The following is a 19,466-nucleotide window of genomic DNA, read 5'->3' as shown; positions in this document are numbered from 1 at the left end:
GCCCGCCGCCATGGCGTACGGTGCCGCCCATGGCAAGTGTGCTCGTGGTCGAGGACGACCAGTTCGTGCGTTCCGCCCTGATCCGGCACCTCAGCGAGGCGTCCCACACGGTACGCAGCGTGGGCACCGCGCTCGAAGCGCTGCGCGAGGTCGCGCACTTCCGCTTCGACGTGGTCATCCTCGACCTCGGACTGCCCGACCTGGACGGCGGCGAGGCGCTGAAGATGCTGCGCTCCATCACCGACGTGCCCGTGATCATCGCGACCGCACGGGACGACGAGAGCGAGATCGTCCGGCTGCTCAACGACGGCGCCGACGACTACCTGACGAAACCGTTCTCCGTGGATCACCTCTCCGCGCGGATCGCCGCCGTGCTGCGCCGCTCCCGCGCCGCCGGGGCCGGGGCCCCACCGCCCGGGGTGCTCCGCGTCGGCGGCCTCTCCATCGATCCGCTGCGCCGCACCGCCGAGCTGGACGGCGCCGGACTCGACCTGACCCGGAGGGAGTTCGACCTGCTCGCCTTCCTCGCCGGACGGCCCGGCGTGGTCGTCGCCCGCAAGGAGCTGCTGGCCGAGGTCTGGCAGCAGTCCTACGGCGACGACCAGACCATCGACGTCCACCTCTCCTGGCTGCGCCGCAAACTCGGCGAGACGGCCGCCCGGCCGCGCTATCTGCACACCCTGCGCGGCGTCGGCGTGAAGCTCCAGCCGCCCGCCGACGCCCCGGCCGCGGAGCCGCCCGCATGAGATGGGCCCTGGTCAAGGTCTGCCTGGCGGTCACGGCCATGGTCGTCATCGCCTTCGCCGTACCGCTCGGCATCGTCATCCGGGAGATGGCCGGCGACCGGGCGTTCTCGGACGCCGAACGCCAGGCCGCGACGATCGGCCCGACCCTCTCCATCACCACCGACCGCGCCGAACTGACCCGGGCCGTCCTGTCCACCGAACCGGGCGGCCGGGGACACCTCGCCATCCATCTCCCCACCACCGCCGGCCCGTTGGACATCGGAACCGGACGTGCCGCACCTGAGGCCGTGGAGGCCGTGCGCAAGGCCGGGCGCGCCTCCGTCGCCGAGGTCGTCGGCGGGTTCGCGCTCCTGCAGCCGACCGCGCTCGGCACCGGGGAGATCGCCGTCGTCGAGGTCCACGTCCCCGAGGGCGAGGTCGCCCACGGGGTCGCCACCGCCTGGCTCATGCTGGCGGGCGTCGGCGTCGCGCTGATCCTCGGCTCGGTCGCGGTCGCCGACCGGCTCGGCGTACGGATGGTGAGACCCGCCCAACACCTCGCGGGCGCCGCCCAGGAGCTGGGGGAGGGGAAGCTCTCCGCCCGGGTTCCCGAGGAAGGACCCACCGAACTGCGGTCAGCAGCCGTCGCGTTCAACTCCATGGCCGACCAGGTCGTCCAGCTCCTCGCCAACGAGCGGGAGTTGGCCGCCGACCTCTCGCACCGCCTGCGCACCCCGCTCACCGTGCTCCGGCTGAACGCCGCCTCCCTCGGGGAGGGCCCGGCGGCCGAGCAGACCCGGGCGGCGGTCCGGCAGCTGGAGCACGAGGTCGACACGATCATCCGCACGGCCCGCCAACAGCGTCCGCAGACCCAGGGGCCGCCGGGGGAGGCGGGATGCGACGCCTCCGAGGTGATCCGTGAACGCATGGGCTTCTGGTCGGCGCTCGCGGAGGACGAGGGCCGCGAGATGCGGGTGGCGGGGGTCGGCCGTACGGCCCGCGTCCCCGTCGCCCGCCCCGAACTGGCCGCCGCCCTCGACGCGTTGCTCGGGAACGTCTTCCGCCACACCCCCGTGGGCACCGCCTTCGCCGTCGACGTCCACCACAGCGGCGACGCGGTCATCGTCCTGGTCTCCGACGCCGGTCCGGGCATCGCCGACCCGGAGGCCGCCCTCGCACGGGGCGGCAGCGGGCGCGACGGGGCGGGCGGGGCCGTCGGCTCCACCGGACTCGGCCTGGACATCGTGCGCCGGGTCGCCGAGTCCACCGGCGGCGACCTGCGCATCGGCCGGTCCGTCCTCGGCGGGACGGAGATCCGGATCTGGATCGGTCTGCACGGCGGCGGCCCCGAACGCGACCGGCGCGGCCACGGCCGCCGGGTCGGGCGCCGGGTCGGCCGGTGGCGGCGCCGGGCGCCCCGGGCCACCGCCGGGCCGCTTCATTAACCCGCTGTGATGCGTCCCTTAAGCGCACCCTAAGAACGTCGCCCGCTGTCCGTAACGCCCTCTTCGCCCGTTGCGCAGCGGCTAGCGTTCTCTCGAAGCCCCTCGGGAAGTCGTCGAACCCCACCTCCCCCGGGGGAACCCCCACGTCGGGCCCCGCCGCCACCGTTCGCCCCGGTGACGGCGGGGAAACCGGCCCCGGGGGACCGCCCACCGCCGACCCCTACGGGCCACCGCCCCCGGCCCACGCGGACCGCCCGGCCCCGGCCGCCGCCCCGCCCGCCCGCCCGCCTCCGGCCGCCGCCCCCCGGTCACGGGCCCGGAAGACCCACCCCGCGCGACCCCCGGTCCCTTCACGCTCCCCACCACGCGTCCCGGCCGCCCCCCCTCCGGCCGGGACGCGTTCCTCTTCCGGGAGCCCCCGTCCCCGTCCCCGGACCCGTCCCCGTCCCCGTCCCCGTCCCCGGACCCGTCCCCGTCCCTGGACCCGTCCCCGTCCCCGTCCCCGGACTGGCCGTCCGGACCCGTCCCCGGACCGGCCGTCCGGACCCGTCCCCGGACCGGCCCGTTCCGTATCGGCCGTCAGCCCCGGGGCGGTTGCGTCCCGACCGCCCGGGACCGGCAGGCCGGGCCGGGTGAACGGGTCAACCGGGGGGAAGAGACGGCCCGCAGGGGCCCGGGCCCCCGGCCCCCTGCGGGCCGCTCCCGTTCACCTTTCGACGGCAGACCGGCTGCGGACCCCGCCGCAACGCCCCGGACATCGCTCGGCAACGGAATCGTCTTCAACTCTTGACACCCACCGCCTCCAGGCAGCAACCTTCCGACACGGCGTATGGGAGCGCTCCCACTCACGGGGAGCGCTCCCGCCCGCCCTCTCTCGCCGCCCCCGGACCAGCCGCCTGCGCCCTGCCTCGCGGAACGGCGCCGGACGCCCCTGGAACCATCCCCGGAACAAGGAGCAGTGGAATGCGCATCACCCGCAGCGTTGCCGGTCGACGCCGGAGAACCGCCCTCGTGGCCACCACGGGCCTCACGGTCACCGCCCTCCTCCTCACCGGATGCGGCGGCTCGTCCGACTCCGGCAAGGGAGCCGACGCGGACGGGAACATCACCCTGACCGTCGCGGACTTCGGGCAGTTCGGGTACAAGGAGGCCGGACTCTTCGAGAAGTACCACGAGTTGAACCCGAAGATCACGGTCAAGGAGGACACCACCGCGGAGGAGAAGAACTACTACCCCAAGCTCCTCCAGCAGCTGAACTCCGGCAGCGGCCTCGCGGACGTCCAGGGCATCGAGGTCGGCCGGATCAAGGAGATCGTCGACACCAAGGCGGACTCCTTCGCCGACCTCTCCAAGGTCATCGGTGTGGACGAGTGGGTGTCGTGGAAGGCGAAGCAGGCCACCGCCCCCAACGGTGCGGTCATCGGCGCGGGCACCGACATCGGCCCCATGTCCCTCTGCTACAACCGCGAGTTGTTCGAGAAGGCCGGTCTGCCCGCCGACCGCGCCGAGGTGGCGAAGCTGACGGCGGGCGGCTGGGAGGACTACCTCGCTCTCGGGGAGCGGTACAAGAAGAAGGCCCCCTCCGGCACGTACTTCATGGACTCCGCGAGCGCCATGTTCAACGCCGTGGTCAGCTCCAGCCCGGAGCAGTACTACGACGCGAGCGGCAAGCCGGTCTACCAGGAGAGCGCGAGCGTCGAGAAGGGCTGGAAGCTCGCCGCCCAGGCCGCCTCCAAGAAGCTGACGCAGGGGCTGGCCCAGTTCGAGGACCAGTGGCAGGCGGCCCTGCGCAAGAGCACCGTCGCCACCGTCGTCTGCCCCGCCTGGATGGCCGGCCAGATCTCCACGTACGCCGGTGACGCCAACAAGGGGAAGTGGGACATCACCCGCGCTCCCGGCGAGACCTCCGCCAACTGGGGCGGCTCCTTCCTCGCCGTCCCCAAGTCCGGGAAGAACGTCGACGAGGCCGCCAAGCTCGTCAAGTGGCTGACCGCCCCCGAGCAGCAGGCCGCCGTCTTCAAGGCGATCGGCGTCTTCCCGTCCAACCAGGGGGCGTACGACCTGCCCGAGGTGAAGAACGCGACCCTGCCGTACTTCAACGACGCCCCGATCGGCCAGATCTACGCCGACGGCGCGAAGTCCATCCCCGAGGCGGTCCTCGGCCCGAAGGACGGCGTGATCAAGGACTCCATCTCCACCCAGATCAACAACATGGAGCAGCGCGGCACCAGCCCGGACGACGCCTGGGACGCGGCCGTGCGCACGATCGACAAGGCCATCGGCTGACCCGGAGCCGCCGGGGGCGCCCGAGCGCCCCGGCACCCGACAGGCCCGGCCGGTAGCGGTGCCGGGGCCGGCGCCGCCCGCCCGCCCCGGCCGCCCGGCCAGCGCCGCCCGCCCACCCCCGCCCCCATCGCCCCTCCACCGCCCGGCCGTCAGTCGGCGCCCCCAGGGAAGGACCCCCGCCCGTGGCAACCTCGACCCCCGCCCGGGACGCGCGCGCGACGACGTCCCGCGCACCCCAGAAGGAACCGCCCGGCTCACGGCGGCAGGTGTGGCGCAGCCGGCTGTGGCGGTTCGACGACAAGGCGTCCCCGTACGCCTACATCGCCCCGTTCTTCCTCGTCTTCGGAGCCTTCGGGCTCTACCCGCTGCTCTACACCGGCTGGATCGCCCTGCACCGGGTGGAGATGACCGGACTGGACTCGATGGAGTGGGTGGGCTGGGAGAACTTCGACAAGATCCTGCACGACCCGGAGTTCTGGACCTCGCTCTCCAACACCTTTCTGATCGGCGTCATCTCGACCGTTCCGCAGCTCCTGATGGCGCTGGGCCTGGCCCACCTGCTCAACTACCGGCTGCGGGCCAGCACGTTCTGGCGCACGATCATCCTCACCCCGTACGCCACCTCCGTCGCCTCCGCGGCCCTCGTCTTCGCGCTGGTCTTCCGGGCCGACGGCGGACTGCTCAACTGGGCGCTCGGCCTCGTCGGCTTCGACGGGACCAACTGGGCCAACGGGCACTGGACGTCGAAGATCGCCATCGCCGTCATCGTGATCTGGCGGTGGACCGGCTACAACGCCCTGATCTACCTCGCCGCGATGCAGGCCGTCCCCAACGACCTCTACGAAGCAGCCTCGTTGGACGGCGCGTCGCGCTGGCAGCAGTTCCGCAAGGTCACCATCCCCTCGCTGCGGCCGACGATCCTCTTCACCATCGTCATCTCCACCATCGGCTCCATGCAGCTCTTCGGCGAGCCGCTGCTGCTGGAGGGCGGTGCGCTGGGCGCGACCGGCGGCAACGAGAACCAGTACGAGACGCTCGCCATCTACCTCTACAACTACGGCTGGAACCTCGGGCACCTCGGCCCGGCCGCCGCCGTCGCCTGGGCGATGCTCGCCCTGCTGCTGATCATCGCCGCGGCCAACTGGATCGTCGGCCGATTCGTCCGCACGTCCGCGGTCTGACCGGGAGCGCCCCCATGACCATGACCAGCCCCACCCCCACCGCCCCGGTGAAGCTCGCGCCGAGCCCGAAGTCCGGTGGACCGTCCCGCCCGCGCCGCTTCCGGATGGGCGCCGGACAGCAGATGAAGGGCGGCCCCTTCGCCTACGCCGCGCTCGCCGTCGTCGGCTTCGGCTCCCTGCTGCCGCTGTACTGGACCCTGGTCGCGGCCTCCCGCACCCAGGACGAAGTCCTCGCCTCCACACCGCCGTTCCTCCCCGGCGGCAAGCTGGTCGAGAACGTCCGGACCGCCTGGGAGCAGGCCAACCTCGGCACGGCGATCGTCAACAGCGTCATCGTCTCCGCCTCCATCACGGCGGCCACGCTCTTCTTCTGCACGCTCGCCGGCTACGCCTTCGCCAAGATGCGCTTTCGCGGCCGCGGTTGGCTGATGACCGCGGTCATCGCCACCCTCACCATCCCGCCGCAGCTCAGCGTCGTCCCGCTGTTCATGATGATGTCCGGCCTCGGCTGGGGCGGGCAGCTCGAATCGGTGATCTTCCCGACGCTGGTCAGCGCGTTCGGCGTGTTCTTCATGCGCCAGTACCTCATCGAGGCGCTGCCGTACGAGCTGATCGAGGCGGCCAGGATCGACGGCGCGAACAACTTCCGCATCGTGCGGAGCGTGGTCCTGCCGGTCGCCCGCCCGGCGATGATGGTGCTCGGGATGCTCACCTTCGTCCAGGCGTGGAACGACTTCTTCTGGCCCTACCTGGCCCTCAACCAGCAGAACCCGACCCTCCAGGTGGCCCTCGGCCAGCTCAGCGCCTCGTACACCCCCGACCAGTCCATCGTGATGGCGGGCGCGCTGATCAGCACGCTGCCGCTGCTGGTGGTGTTCGTGGTCTTCGGCAAGAAGATCGTCGGCGGGATCATGTCCGGCGCGGTCAAGGGCTGACCCTCCCCGCCCCGGGCGTCCCGCCCCCCTCCCCCCTTTCCCCCTTCCTTCCTCACCCCTCACTTCCCCAGGGAGCGCTCCCGCATGACAGCCGTCCGACCCGACACCCTCCCGCAGCAGACCGCCGCCGCCCCCTTCCCGACCGGCTTCCTCTGGGGCGCGGCCACCGCCGCGTACCAGGTGGAGGGGGCCGCCGCCGAGCGGGGCCGCACCCCCTCCATCTGGGACACCTTCAGCCACACGCCCGGCCGGGTCCTCGGCGGGGACACCGGGGACGTGGCCGCCGACCACTTCCACCGCTACCGCGACGACGTCGCGCTGATGAAGCGCCTCGGACTCCAGGCGTACCGCTTCTCCGTCTCCTGGTCCCGTGTCCAGCCCACCGGCCGGGGGCCCGCCGTCGAGCGCGGCCTCGACTTCTACCGCTCGCTCGTCGACGAACTGCTGGCGGCCGGCATCAAGCCCGTCGCCACGCTCTACCACTGGGACCTGCCGCAGGAGCTGGAGGACGCGGGCGGCTGGCCGGAGCGCGCCACGGCCGAACGGTTCGCGGAGTACGCCGCCATCGTGGCCCGCGCGCTCGGCGACCGGGTCTCGCTGTGGACCACGCTCAACGAGCCCTGGTGCTCGGCCTTCCTCGGTTACGGCTCCGGGGTCCACGCCCCCGGCCGCACCGAACCGGCCGCCGCCCTGCGGGCCGCCCACCACCTCAACCTCGCCCACGGCCGGGCGACCGAGGCGCTGCGCGCCAACCTCCCCGCCGCCGCGCAGACCTCGGTCACCCTCAACCTCCACCAGGTGCGCCCGCTGACCGCGAGCACGGCGGACGCCGACGCCGCCCGCCGGATCGACGCGGTCGGCAACCGGATCTTCACCGGGCCGATGCTGACGGGCGCGTACCCGCAGGACCTGCTGGAGGACACCGAACACCTGGTGAACTGGCGGGAGTTGATCCACGATGGCGACCTCGACGCCATCGCCGCCCCGATCGACGTGCTCGGCGTCAACTACTACACGCCCACCATCGTCTCCACCCCCGCCGACGGCGGGGGCGACACCCGCAACGACGGCCACGGCAGCAGCGAGCACTCCCCGTGGCCGGGCTCGGAACACGTCGCCTTCCACCTCGCCGAGGGCCGGCCGGTCACCGCGATGAACTGGTCGGTCAAGCCGGAGGGCCTGTACGACCTCCTCATGGACGTCGCCCGTGAGCACCCGGACCTGCCGCTGATGGTCACCGAGAACGGCGCCGCCTTCGACGACGCCCCCGACGCCGACGGCCGGGTCCACGACCCCGAGCGCATCGCCTACCTCCACGGCCACCTGGCGGCGGTGCGCCGGGCGGTCGAGGACGGGGCGGACGTACGGGGCTATTTCCTCTGGTCCCTGATGGACAACTTCGAGTGGGGCTACGGCTACGCGAAGCGCTTCGGCGCGGTGTACGTCGACTACGCGACGCAGCGCCGCACGCCCAAGTCCAGCGCCCACTGGTACGCCGACGTGATCGCCCGGCACGCCCTGCCCCCGGCCGCCGACCCGAACGCCTGACCTCGGAGGGAGCGGCGGGCCCGGCCGTCCTCGGCCGGGCCCGCCGTTGCTTTCCGGCCGCCCTTGGGAGCGCTCCCATTACTCTGTCCGTACGCTCGTCGGGGTGATCGATCCAGGACTTGGATTGACTGTACGGCTATGAGAAATTGACCGGGAACGGGGAGGCGGCCATGGCGGCAGCGCGAGTACGGAGCGGCGGGCGGCCCACGCTCGAAGAAGTGGCGGCACGGGCGGGCGTCGGCCGCGGCACCGCCTCGCGGGTCATCAACGGCTCGCCCCGGGTCAGTGAAGCGACCCGGCAGGCGGTCGAGGCGGCCGTGGTCGAGCTGGGATACGTCCCCAACCGCGCCGCCCGCGCCCTGGCGGGCAACCGTACCGACGCCATCGCCCTGGTGGTGCCCGAGCCGGAGACCCGGTTCTTCGCCGAGCCGTACTTCTCCGCGATCGTGCGCGGGGTCGGCGCGGCCCTGGCCGACACCGAGATGCAGCTCCTCCTCACCCTCGTCGGTAGCGACCGCGAGCGCCGCCGCCTCGCCCAGTACCTCACCGCCCACCGCGTCGACGGCGTCCTCCTGGTCGCGGTGCACGCCGACGACCCGCTGCCCGAGCTGCTGGAGCAGCTGGGCATGCCCTGTGTGATCAGCGGCGCGCGCCACGCGGGTGAGACGCTGCCCTCGGTCGACTCCGACAACTACGAGGGCGCGCGGGCCGCCGTCGAGCACCTGGTCTCCCGGGGCCGCCGCCAGGTCGCCACGATCACCGGCCGACTGGAGGTGTACGGGGCCCAGCGCCGTCTCGACGGCTACCGCGCGGCCGTCTCCGCCGCCGGCCTGGCCCCCGACGAGCGGCTGATCGCCCCCGCCGACTTCACCGAGGAGGGCGGCGCGCGGGCCATGCGCGACCTCCTGGCGCGCCGCCCCGGGATCGACGCGGTCTTCGTCGCCTCCGACGTGATGGCCGCCGGGGCCCGCCAGGTCCTGCGCGCGGCGGACCGTCGCATCCCCGAGGACGTGGCCCTGGTCGGCTTCGACGACTCGGTGGTCGCCCGCCACATGCACCCGGCGCTCACCAGCGTCCGCCAGCCCATCGAGGAGATGGGCCGCCGCATGGCCCGGCTCCTCCTCGACGAGATCGCCGGCCGGACCCCGGGCGGCGACCGTCCTTCGGTGGTCCTCCCCACGGAGCTGGTGGTCCGCGACTCGTCGTGACCGCGCGCCGGTGGCCGATCTTCCGGATTTCACAAGTTCTTCACCCTCTCCGGTTCCTGCGGCTAATGTTCGCTGCGTACGGCGATTGTGTGACGCACCACACACGTCACACGGTGGGCTGCCGGAGTGCGTTCCGGACGGCTGTGCATCTGGGGGGCCTCGTGCACGAGATGGTCAAGGGCGCCAACGTCGGCCTGGCGGCGTTGAGCGAGAACGTCGGGTCCGTGGTGGTCAGCCTGGGGTGGAGCAGCTCCACGGGCGAGGGCGACGCTGACGTCTCCGTCCTGCTGCTCGACGCCGACGGCAAGGTCCGCAGCGACGTCGACTTCTGCTTCTACAACAACCCTGTCGCGGGCGACGGCAGCGTGCAGCTGCTCGGCAAGACCCCGACGGCCGACGGCGACGAGGACCGGATCTCCTTCGACCTGGACGCCGTCCCGGCGGAGGTCGACAAGGTGGTCATCGCAGCCAGTCGCTACGGGGGGTCCCGCTTCGGCGAACTGGACGACCTCCGGCTCACCCTCGCCGACAGCGCGGGCGACGGGCTCGTCCGGTTCGCCGTGCAGGACGTCGACGAGGTCAGCGCCCTGATCTTCGGTGAGCTGTACCGGCGTGCGGGGGAGTGGAAGTTCCGCGCGGTCGGCCAGGGATACGCTTCCGGGCTCGCGGGGCTGGCGACCGACTACGGCGTCGACATCGACGACGACGCCGAGCAGAACGGCGCGGAGGCCGAGGACCCCGCCCCGGGCGCGGAGGACTCCGGTCCGGACGCGGGGGAGCGGTCCACGCCGGCTCCCGCCCAGAGCGGGGACGGGGGCATGGCGGACCGGGCAGCAGGGGCGGAACCGGCGGCCGGGCCGGAGGGGGCCGGTGCTCCGCCCGGCCCTGCCGTGCCGACGGTCGCCGCTCCCGTGCCCGTGCCGAAGCCCGCGCGCCGCCCCCGTACGGCGAAGAAGAAGGTCACGCTGCCCCGCACGGCCAGGAAGTCCCTCGCCGACAACGACGCCTGGCGCACCGCCCGGCTGTTCCCCGTCTCCGCGCTCAAGAGCGACCGGGAGCGCGAGACGCGCGCCACCTCCGTGGTGCTGTCCGTGATGGCCCAGGTGCCGGAGTTCGGTCGCCGCCTCACCGCCGGATTCGGTGCGCCGGCCGGTCGGATGGAGACGTTCACCGAGGTCGCCCTGGCCCACGGGGAGACGCCGCGCCGCCCGGACGGGGTGGTCCGGGTCGAGCGGGCGGGCAAGCTGTGGACCGCGCTGGTGGAGACCAAGACCAATGGGAACGGGCTCAAGGCCGACCAGGTCCAGGCGTACATGGACATCGCCGCCCGGCGCGGGTACGAGGCGGTGATCACCCTGTCCAACGATGTCGCGCTGGAGGGCAGCCCACTCGTCGACGTGCGGATCGACCGGCGGCGCAAACACAAGGTGGCGCTCTGGCACCTGTCCTGGGCCGAGGTCGTGCACCAGGCGCAGATGCTGATCCGCCACGAGGGGGTCGGCAACGCCGCGCACGCCTGGTTGCTCCAGGAACTCCTCCAGTACCTCCAGCACGAGAATTCCGGCTGCCACGGCTTCCAGAACATGGGCGCGGCCTGGGTCCCCGTACGCCGGGGGATCGACGAGGAGACCCTGTGCCAGGGGGACGCCCGCGCGCTGGAGGTCATCGAGAACTGGGAGCGGCTGGTCCGGCAGGTGTGCCTGCGGCTGGGGGGTGAGCTGGGACAGAAGGTCCTGCCGGTCCAGCGCACCCGGCGCGGCTCCGATCCGGGCGCACGCCGCACCGAACTGGCCGACCGCCTCTGCGAGCAGGGAAGGTTGAACGCGGAGATCCGCATCGAGGGCACCCCGGGCGTCCTCGGCATCACCGCTGATCTGCGCACCGGCAAGCTCCGTACGTCGATCGAGATCCCCGCCGAAGGGGCGGGCTACCCCCTCGCCCGGGCCAAGCGGCTGGTGCGGCGGCTCTCCGAGGCCCCGGCCGACCTGCACGTCGAGACGCTCGTGGACGGCGGCGGGGCCGGGCCGCGCGGCACGTTGGAGAGGCTGCGTCCGGAGCCCGCCGACATCCTCCCGAAGGACGGGGCGCAGATCACCGGCTTCCGGCTCTCCCTGTTCAAGGGCATGGGCAACGGCCGGGGCAGCGCCGAGACCGGTTTCATCCGCAGCGTCGACGACGCGGTGGACCGCTTCCATGCCCAGGTCGTCACCCATGTGGAGACCCCGGCGCTCTGACGGCGGCTTCCGCGCGCCGGGCCGGTCCCGGGTTTTTTGGGGGGCCGGCCCGGCGCGCGTGCGCACCCGGGCGACTTTCAGTGGTGTGGACATGACCAAAGGACAGGACTACCCTCCGTCTTGGTCTAGACCAAGCGCGGCGAGCCGTCGCGCTCCGGTCCGTCTGTCCGCAAGCTCCACCCCTCACCTCAGGAGCACCACATGCGCAGAAAGATCACGTCCTTACTCCTCGGCCTCGGCATCGCCGGGGCGTCCCTGCTGGCCACCTCCGGCAGCGCGCAGGGCCACGGGTACACCGACTCGCCGATCAGCAGGCAGCAGCTCTGCGGCAACGGCACGGTCCGCAACTGCGGACAGATCCAGTGGGAGCCGCCGAGCGTGGAGGGCCCCAAGGGCTTCCCGGCGCGCGGCCCCCGTGACGGCCTGATCTGCGCCGGGGGCAACCAGCGGTTCGCCGAGCTGGACGACCCGCGCGGCGGAGCCTGGCCCGCCACCTCCGTGAGCGCCGGCGCGAGCCACACCTTCCGCTGGCGGATCACCGCCCGGCACGCCACCACCGACTTCCGGTACTACGTCACCAAGGACGGCTACGACCCGTCGAAGCCCCTCACCCGGGCCGACCTGGAGCCGCAGCCCTTCCTGACGGTGCCCTTCGGCGGCCGGCAGCCGGGGGCCACGGTCACGCACGCGGGCGCCCTGCCCCAGAAGTCGGGCAAGCACCTGATCCTCGGCGTCTGGACCATCGCGGACACCGGCAACGCGTTCTACGCCTGCTCCGACGTCACGTTCTGACCGGACGCGCCACGGGAAAAGCGGAAAGGCCCGGGTCCGCGGACCGGGGCCTTTCCTTCAGGGTGAGTAACGGGACTTGAACCCGCGACATCCTGGACCACAACCAGGTGCTCTACCATCTGAGCTATACCCACCATGTCGTCCGGTCGTTTCCGACCGGACGAGAAAAAGTGTACAGGGTCTGGGAGGGTGCTCGCGCCACCGTTTCCCGGGGCCGGTCCACGGGCGCTCTCCGCGCCCGTGACCAGCGGGTTCCTACGGCGCGGCCGGGGCCGCCAGCCGCGCCGCGATCTCCTTGGCGCGCTCGGAGTCGGGGCCGGGCTGCGGCACGAAGACCGCCTCCCGGTAGTAGCGGAGCTCCGTGATGGAGTCACGGATGTCCGCCAGCGCCCGGTGGTTGCCGTTCTTCTCCGGACTGTTGAAGTACGCCCGGGGGAACCAGCGCCGGGCCAGCTCCTTGACCGAGGACACGTCCACGATCCGGTAGTGGAGGTAGCCCTCCAGCTCCCGCATGTCCCGCGCCAGGAACCCGCGGTCGGTGGAGATCGAGTTTCCGCAGAGCGGGGCCTTGCCGGGCTCCTTCACATGCTCGCGGACATAGGCCAGGACCTGCTCCTCGGCGTCCGCCAGGGTGGTGCCCCCGGCCAGCTCGTCGAGGAGGCCCGAGGCGGTGTGCATCTGCCGCACCACCTCGGGCATGGTCTCCAGGGCCGCGTCCGGCGGGCGGATCACGATGTCCACCCCTTCGCCGAGCACGTTCAACTCCGAGTCGGTGACCAGGGCGGCCACCTCGATGAGTGCGTCGTCCGTCAACGAGAGCCCGGTCATCTCGCAGTCGATCCACACCATGCGGTCGTTCATGGCCCCCACCCTACGGGGCGCTCCGCTGTCCCGGCAGGGCCGGGCGGCCGGGAACGAACGCGTCAGGACCGGGCAGGGAGTGCTCCCCGGACCCCACCGAGGCCGCCAGGACGACCGGTGCGGAGGACGCCGGGGAACCCCGCCGTCCGGACGACGGCCCCTGGCTGGGCACCACCGCCTCGACCGCCGTCGCGACGCTCTCCGCTCCCCCCTGCGGACGACGGGCCCGGTAGGCGGCCCGGTAGGCGGCGGGGGAGGAGCCGAGCTGGCGGCGGAAGTGCCCGCGCAGCGCGACCGGGGAGCGGAAGCCGCAGCGGCCGGCGACCTCGTCGACCGAGTAGTCGGAGGTCTCCAGCAGCCGCTGCGCCTGCAGCACCCGCTGGGTGATCAGCCACTGCAGCGGTGCGCTGCCGGTGAGCGAGCGGAACCTGCGGTCGAAGGTCCGCCTGCTCATGTAGGCGCGCGCGGCGAGCGTCTCCACGTCGAACTGCTCGTGCAGATGCTCCAGGGCCCAGGCCACGACCTCGGCGAGCGGGTCGGAGCCGATCTCCTCCGGTAAAGACCTGTCCAGGTAGCGCTCCTGCCCCCCGCTGCGCCGCGGCGGCACGACGAGACGGCGGGCGAGCGCCCCGGCGGCCTCCGCACCGTGGTCGGTGCGGACTATATGGAGGCAGAGGTCGATCCCGGCGGCCGTGCCGGCGGAGGTGAGCACGTCGCCGTCGTCCACGAACAGCTCGCGCGGATCGACGTGCACCGACGGATAGCGCTTGGCCAGCGTCGGCGCGTACATCCAGTGCGTGGTGGCCGGGCGGCCGTCCAGCAGGCCGGCGGCCGCGAGCACGAAGGCTCCCGTGCACAGGCCGACGATGCGGGCGCCCTCCTCGTGGGCGCGCCGCAGCGCTTCCAGGGCCTCGGCGGGCGGCGGCGAGGTGATCGACCGCCAGGCGGGCACCACCACGGTGCCGGCCCTGCTGATCGCCTCCAGGCCGTACGGCGCGGTGAGTTCGAGGCCGCCGGTGGTGCGCAGCGGTCCTTCCTCGCCGCCGCAGACCAGCAGGCGGTAACGGGGAACTCCCGCGTCCTGCCGGTCGATTCCGAAAACGGAGAGCGGGATGGAGCTCTCGAAGATAGGGCCACCGCTGAACAGCAGCACGGCAACGACTTCCCGGCGTCGCCGCCCGGTCAGCTTGCGTGCGGCCTCCGTCGCGGTGGCGGAGTCCTGGCTCATGACGCTAAGCCCCCCTCGGTGTTCGCGTCTCCCTGGTCCTTACGGGCCTGTCGCTCCTGCACGTTTCCCCTCGGTGTCGCACGTGTCCCCAGTCCCCGATTTCAAGATCAAAATCTACTGCGTCGCGTGGTTCCGCCGTGACACCTTCCCCCACCAGCTCAATGTCGATAAGGAAACGTGGCGTGAAGCGTTCGATCACGAAGCGTTCCACTCGCGAAGCGCACACGGAAGTGCCCTTCGCGAAGGTGGCCCGTCCGCGTCGGGTGAAAGCGTACCGCGCGGTCCGTTCCTGCCTGGGGGGCGGCGGGGTGTCCGGCCATCCGGCGAAGGGTGGGGGTCTCAGCTGAAGTTGGCTTGAAACAATCGGGTGTGTGTGCTGAATCCGGTCACGCCGGGCGCACAACCGCCGTGAGAACACTGCGCCGGTGCGCTCCCTCGACCCCGCGCGCTTCGCGACGCCAGGGGCGCCCCGAGGCGCGCGGCGGCCCCCCGCGGCGGGCGGCGCGCCACGGCGGCCCGAGGCCGTGCGCACCGGCCCGATGCGCCGTGGGACACGAGATCCACCGTGCCCGCGCCGGGGCGGGCGGCCTGCCGGGGAAGGCTCGGACGCCCCCGCGGCCGACCTCCGGGGAGGCCGCCGCCGGGTCCGGACCGGAGGGGCGCCGCCGCGGGTCCGCCGAGGGCTCGCCGGCCCCGGCGGCGGACCCGCCGCGGCGTGGCCAACAGAGACCGGTGCGCGCCTCGCCGCCGGACCCGCGGGGCTGCTCCCGGTCGCCGCGGAAAACAGGACGGTCGCCCGTGTTCGGCCGTACCGAGGCGCGTGTACGACACAACCGGCATTGCCATCCCGGGCGGGCTCGTGCATGCTCCCTCCAGCATCGCGCACGCTTTTGCGGGGGTCTGGGCGATGGAGGAGTGACGCCGTACCCTTGGGGGTATGGGGTTGGGAAGATGATTCCCGGACACAGCTTCACCCTCAGCTGACGCACCCGAAGCACGTCGAAACCGTTCCCTCCTCACGAGGATTCTCTTCGCCGAGACACCGATGGCCGGTCACGAAATCCCTGAACCCAAGGACCGCAAGCCGGTAGCCGACCCCGAGTCGGAGCCGCGGACGGTCGAAGAAGCACGCCATGCGTGCGATCCCGCCTTCCGGCACGGAGTGGTGGTCGGTTTCGACGGCTCCACCTCCAGCGAGCGGGCCCTGGCGTACGCCATCGGCGTGGCAGGCCGGTCGGGCTCCGGCCTGATCATCGTGCATGTCGCCAACCGGCTGCCGACCACGGTCTGGGCGGGCTGCGAGCCCCCCGTCTTCGTGGACGTCCCCGACCACCGCACCGAGGTCCTCGGCCTGGAGCTGGCCTGTGCGGACTACCTCTCCGACGTGCCCTGGGTGCTGGTCGAGCGCGGCGGCGACATCTGCCACGAACTGGAGGAGGTCGGCCGGGAGTACGCCGCCGACGCCATCGTCGTGGGCTCCACGCACGGCATCGTCGGCCGGATCTTCGGCTCGGTGGCGGGCCGCCTCGCCCGCCGCGCGCAGCGCCCCGTCATCGTCATCCCCTGAGCGGAACCGACCGGGAAGCCGCCGGAAGCCGCCGGGAGCCGCCGAGCGGTCCAGGGAAGCTGAGGGTCCGCCAGAAGCCCTGCCCCCACCACGCGTTGGGCCCCGTACCGCCACGAAGGCGGTACGGGGCCCAACGCCTGCGCGCGGCCGTCTACTCGACCGTCACGGACTTCGCCAGGTTGCGCGGCTTGTCGATGTCGCGGCCCATCGCGAGGGCCGTGTGGTACGCGAACAGCTGGAGCGGGATGCCCATGAGGATCGGGTCCAGCTCGTTCTCGTTCTTCGGCACGACGATGGTGTGGTCGGCCTTCTCCTGCACCTGGTGGGCGACGGCGAGGATACGGCCGCTGCGGGCCTTGATCTCCTCCATCGCGGCGCGGTTCTTCTCCAGCAGGTCGTCGTCCGGAACGATCGCCACGGTCGGCATCGCCGGTTCGATCAGCGCCAGCGGGCCGTGCTTCAGCTCGGAGGCGGGATAGGCCTCGGCGTGGATGTACGAGACCTCCTTGAGCTTCAGCGAGGCCTCGCGGGCCACCGGGTAGCCGCGCACCCGGCCGATGAACATCATCGACTTGGCGTCCGCGTACTCCGCCGCCAGCCGCTTGATCTCGTCCTCGTTCGCCAGGATCTCGCTGATCTGCTCCGGCAGCCGGCGCAGCCCCGCGATGATCCGCTTGCCGTCCGCGACCGACAGGTCGCGGATGCGGCCCAGGTGCAGGGCGAGCAGCGCGAAGGCGACCACCGTGTTGGTGAAGCACTTGGTGGAGACCACGCAGACCTCGGGGCCCGCGTGGACGTACGTGCCGCCGTCGGCCTCGCGGGCGATCGCGGAGCCGACGACGTTGACCACGCCGAGGACCCGGGCCCCCTTGCGCTTCAGCTCCTGGACGGCGGCCAGCACGTCGTACGTCTCGCCCGACTGGGAGACCGCGACGTACAGGGTGTCGGGGTCCACGACCGGGTTGCGGTAGCGGAACTCGGAGGCCGGCTCGGCGTCGGCGGGGATGCGGGCCAGCTCCTCGATGAGCTGGGCGCCGATCTGGCCCGCGTGGTACGAGGTGCCGCAGCCGAGGATCTTGATCCGGCGCACCCCGCGCGCCTCGCGGGCGTCCAGGTTGAGGCCGCCCAGGTGCACGGTGGAGAACCGGTCGTCGATCCGGCCGCGCAGCACGCGGTCCACGGCGTCGGCCTGCTCGGAGATCTCCTTGTGCATGTACGTGTCGTGGCCGCCCATGTCGTACGACTCGGCCTCCCACTCCACGGTGGTCGGCGTGGCCGTCGTGGTCGAGCCCTCCGTGGTGTACGTACGGAAGTCGTCGGCCTTCAGCGTGGCCATCTCGCCGTCGTCCAGGGTGACGACCTGGCGGGTGTGGGCGACCAGGGCGGCGACGTCGGAGGCGACGAACATCTCCTTCTCGCCGATGCCGAGGACGACCGGGGAGCCGTTGCGGGCGACCACGATGCGGTCGTTGAAGTCGGCGTGGAGCACGGCGATGCCGTAGGTGCCCTCGACGTGGCGCAGCGCCTCGCGGACCTTCTCCTCCAGGGTGTCGGCCTGGGCGCGGGCGATCAGGTGGGTGAGCACCTCGGTGTCGGTCTCGGAGAGGAAGACGACGCCGTCGGCGGTGAGCCGGGTACGCAGCTCGGAGGCGTTGTCGATGATCCCGTTGTGGACGACGGCGACCTTGTTCTCCGCGTCCAGGTGGGGGTGGGCGTTCTCGTCGCTGGGGGCGCCGTGGGTGGCCCAGCGGGTGTGGGCGATGCCCGTGGTCCCGGCGAACCGCTTGGGGACCCTGGCCTCCAGCTCGCGGACCCGGCCCTTGGCCTTGACCATCTTCAGCGTGCCCGGCTTGCCCGCCGCCGCCTTGCCGGTGATGACGATGCCGGCGGAGTCGTACCCCCGGTACTCCAGCCGCTGGAGCCCTTCCAGCAGCAGCGGAGCGACGTCACGCTTCCCGATGTATCCGACGATTCCGCACATGGCTTCTCTGCCCCTCCTCGACGTACACGTACACACGCGTGGTGGGCGCCCCGCACGGGCGCCCGGCTCGCTCAGCCGTAGACGATGCGGCGCAGCTGGCGGAGCGAGAGCTCCGGCGGCGCCACGGCGCGGTGCGGCAGCTCGGCCGCGATCCGCTCGAAGATCTCCGTGTTGACCAGGCCGCCCGCCTGAAGCTCGCGGTGGCGGCGCCTGACGAAGTCGTCGGTGCTCTCGTCGAAGTACGCCAGCACGTCGAGGACCACCCGGGCCGCCTCGCCGCGCTGGAGCGCGGTGGAGCGTACGAGGTGGTCGATGAGGTCGTCATGCGACGAGCGGCGTTCCAGCACCCGTTGATATTGCGTGCCGGAGCGCGCTTACGCAAGAAATCTGCCCAATATCGGGCAGCGGGGTCCGAGAAAAACTTGCCGATCGCCTCACATGCTCCGCAGGACGGCCTGCTTCGCGGTGCTGAACTCGTCGTCGGTGAGGACCCCGGCCCGGTGCAGCTCGCCCAGCTCCCGCAGCCGCCGCAGCAGCGCGTCGTGGTCGCCCGCCGCCGGGGCGGGGGCGGCCTCGACGGGGGCGGGGGCGGCCTCGGCGGGCGCGGGCTGCGGGGCGTCGAGCGCCTTCCGGGCGCCGGGCAGCCGCATCAGCACCGCCGCCGCGACCAGGACGGCGGTGTGCTCCTTCTTGGAGATTCCCCACAGGTCCAGGGCGTACGGGTCGTACTTGGGCGGTGCGGAGACGGGCCCCTCGACCGGTTCGAACCGCAGAAAGCCGTTCTCCAGCCCGATCGAGGGCATCCACCGCACGGCCGCGATCCGCGCCAGCGGGATGACGGCCGGGCCCCCGGCGGTCTTGGACTCCTCGGCCTTCCAGTTCCAGGTCAGCCGTACGGCCTCGCCGTCGAAGGAGGCCGTACCGTCGCCGCCCCCTCCGGAGACCGGCAGGGCGGGGCCGGGCAGCAGGAAGCGGTCCACCGGGCCGTCCGGCACCTGTTCGATCAGCAGCGCGTTGCGCACCTCGTCGACGAAGTACTCCGCGACGCCCGTGCGGTCCTTCTCGACGGTCAGCGCGTAGGGGTCGGCGCCGTCGCTCAGCCGCCCGTCGGCGGCCCGCAGCACCGGGCAGGCCCCGCCGCGCGGCCGCAGCCGCAGCCGCCCGCCCTTGCGGTCCGGTTCGAACGAGACGCCCGCCACCGCCTGCAGGGGTACGGCGATCTCACCCAGCGCCAGCCGGACCGGGTGCGCCTTCCCTCCCGGCACGATGCGCACGGTGTTCCCGTCGAACGTCCACGTTCCGTCCCGCTGGATGATTTCCGCCATGGCCCCGATTCTGCCAGCCCGCCCCGCCGCACCACGGGGGAGCGGACGAGCGGGCCGGGGGGCCCCCGGGGGGGCGCCCCGCCCCCCCGCCCGGGTGCGGGGGGGGGGGGGGGGGGTTGGGGCCCCCGGGGGGGGGGATACACCCCCCCC

Annotated in this window: 15 protein-coding genes and 1 tRNA gene; 10 read left to right on the top strand and 6 right to left on the bottom strand. The window is 72.5% G+C overall.

Annotated elements, in window-relative coordinates; genetic code table 11:
- Nucleotides 1–29 precede the first annotated feature (29 nt).
- From ACH4K1_RS16970 to ACH4K1_RS16930, 9 genes are all read left to right on the top strand, one after another.
- On the top strand, nt 30–746 hold the full coding sequence (locus tag ACH4K1_RS16970) for a response regulator transcription factor (protein WP_398090097.1): 717 nt from the start codon (nt 30–32) through the stop codon (nt 744–746).
- A complete protein-coding gene (locus ACH4K1_RS16965) occupies nt 743–2,170 on the top strand; it encodes a sensor histidine kinase (RefSeq protein WP_398090096.1) in 1,428 nt (475 codons plus the stop codon). The genes ACH4K1_RS16970 and ACH4K1_RS16965 overlap by 4 nt, the downstream gene beginning before the upstream one ends.
- Nucleotides 2,171–3,133: 963 nt before the next feature.
- Nucleotides 3,134–4,456, top strand: a complete 1,323-nt coding sequence (locus ACH4K1_RS16960) for an extracellular solute-binding protein (RefSeq protein ID WP_398090095.1) — start codon at nt 3,134–3,136, stop codon at nt 4,454–4,456.
- 182 nt (nt 4,457–4,638) lie between these two features.
- Entirely contained in the window at nt 4,639–5,637 is a 999-nt protein-coding gene (locus ACH4K1_RS16955; protein ID WP_398090094.1) for a carbohydrate ABC transporter permease, read from the top strand.
- 14 nt (nt 5,638–5,651) lie between these two features.
- The gene (locus ACH4K1_RS16950; RefSeq protein ID WP_398090093.1) at nt 5,652–6,572 is read left to right on the top strand and encodes a carbohydrate ABC transporter permease; all 921 of its coding nucleotides are present in this window, start codon (nt 5,652–5,654) and stop codon (nt 6,570–6,572) included.
- Between the two features lie 84 nt (nt 6,573–6,656).
- Complete coding sequence (locus ACH4K1_RS16945) at nt 6,657–8,120, top strand: GH1 family beta-glucosidase (protein ID WP_398090092.1); 1,464 nt, start codon at nt 6,657–6,659, stop codon at nt 8,118–8,120.
- A 170-nt stretch (nt 8,121–8,290) separates the two neighbouring features.
- Nucleotides 8,291–9,328: a LacI family DNA-binding transcriptional regulator gene (locus ACH4K1_RS16940; protein WP_398090091.1), complete on the top strand. Its 1,038-nt coding sequence runs from the start codon at nt 8,291–8,293 to the stop codon at nt 9,326–9,328.
- Between the two features lie 170 nt (nt 9,329–9,498).
- Entirely contained in the window at nt 9,499–11,562 is a 2,064-nt protein-coding gene (locus ACH4K1_RS16935; protein ID WP_398090254.1) for a TerD family protein, read from the top strand.
- A 201-nt stretch (nt 11,563–11,763) separates the two neighbouring features.
- A complete protein-coding gene (locus tag ACH4K1_RS16930; protein ID WP_398090090.1) occupies nt 11,764–12,354 on the top strand; it encodes a lytic polysaccharide monooxygenase in 591 nt (196 codons plus the stop codon).
- Between the two features lie 61 nt (nt 12,355–12,415).
- Here the strand turns inward: ACH4K1_RS16930 and ACH4K1_RS16925 are convergent.
- The 3 genes from ACH4K1_RS16925 to ACH4K1_RS16915 form a co-directional block, all read right to left on the bottom strand.
- Nucleotides 12,416–12,488: transfer RNA gene (locus ACH4K1_RS16925), tRNA-His, on the bottom strand.
- Nucleotides 12,489–12,609: 121 nt separating this feature from the next.
- A complete protein-coding gene (gene orn / locus ACH4K1_RS16920; RefSeq protein ID WP_398090089.1) occupies nt 12,610–13,215 on the bottom strand; it encodes an oligoribonuclease in 606 nt (201 codons plus the stop codon).
- A gap of 10 nt (nt 13,216–13,225) precedes the next feature.
- Nucleotides 13,226–14,443 (bottom strand): helix-turn-helix domain-containing protein, encoded by a 1,218-nt coding sequence (locus tag ACH4K1_RS16915; RefSeq protein ID WP_398090088.1) that lies wholly within the window; start codon nt 14,441–14,443, stop codon nt 13,226–13,228.
- 1,045 nt (nt 14,444–15,488) lie between these two features.
- Here ACH4K1_RS16915 and ACH4K1_RS16910 point away from each other — a divergent pair.
- Entirely contained in the window at nt 15,489–16,010 is a 522-nt protein-coding gene (locus tag ACH4K1_RS16910; RefSeq protein WP_073766336.1) for a universal stress protein, read from the top strand.
- 151 nt (nt 16,011–16,161) lie between these two features.
- Here ACH4K1_RS16910 and glmS read toward each other — a convergent pair whose 3' ends face one another.
- The 3 genes from glmS to ACH4K1_RS16895 form a co-directional block, all read right to left on the bottom strand.
- The gene (gene glmS / locus ACH4K1_RS16905) at nt 16,162–17,991 is read right to left on the bottom strand and encodes a glutamine--fructose-6-phosphate transaminase (isomerizing) (protein WP_398090087.1); all 1,830 of its coding nucleotides are present in this window, start codon (nt 17,989–17,991) and stop codon (nt 16,162–16,164) included.
- Between the two features lie 71 nt (nt 17,992–18,062).
- Entirely contained in the window at nt 18,063–18,338 is a 276-nt protein-coding gene (locus ACH4K1_RS16900; RefSeq protein ID WP_019765915.1) for a hypothetical protein, read from the bottom strand.
- Between the two features lie 87 nt (nt 18,339–18,425).
- The gene (locus ACH4K1_RS16895; RefSeq protein WP_398090086.1) at nt 18,426–19,316 is read right to left on the bottom strand and encodes a DUF4429 domain-containing protein; all 891 of its coding nucleotides are present in this window, start codon (nt 19,314–19,316) and stop codon (nt 18,426–18,428) included.
- Between the last annotated feature and the right edge of the window lie 150 nt (nt 19,317–19,466).

The organism is Streptomyces sp. NPDC017448, assembly GCF_044330565.1.
Lineage (GTDB): Bacteria > Actinomycetota > Actinomycetes > Streptomycetales > Streptomycetaceae > Streptomyces.
This window is presented reverse-complemented; position numbering and strand designations above follow the sequence as displayed.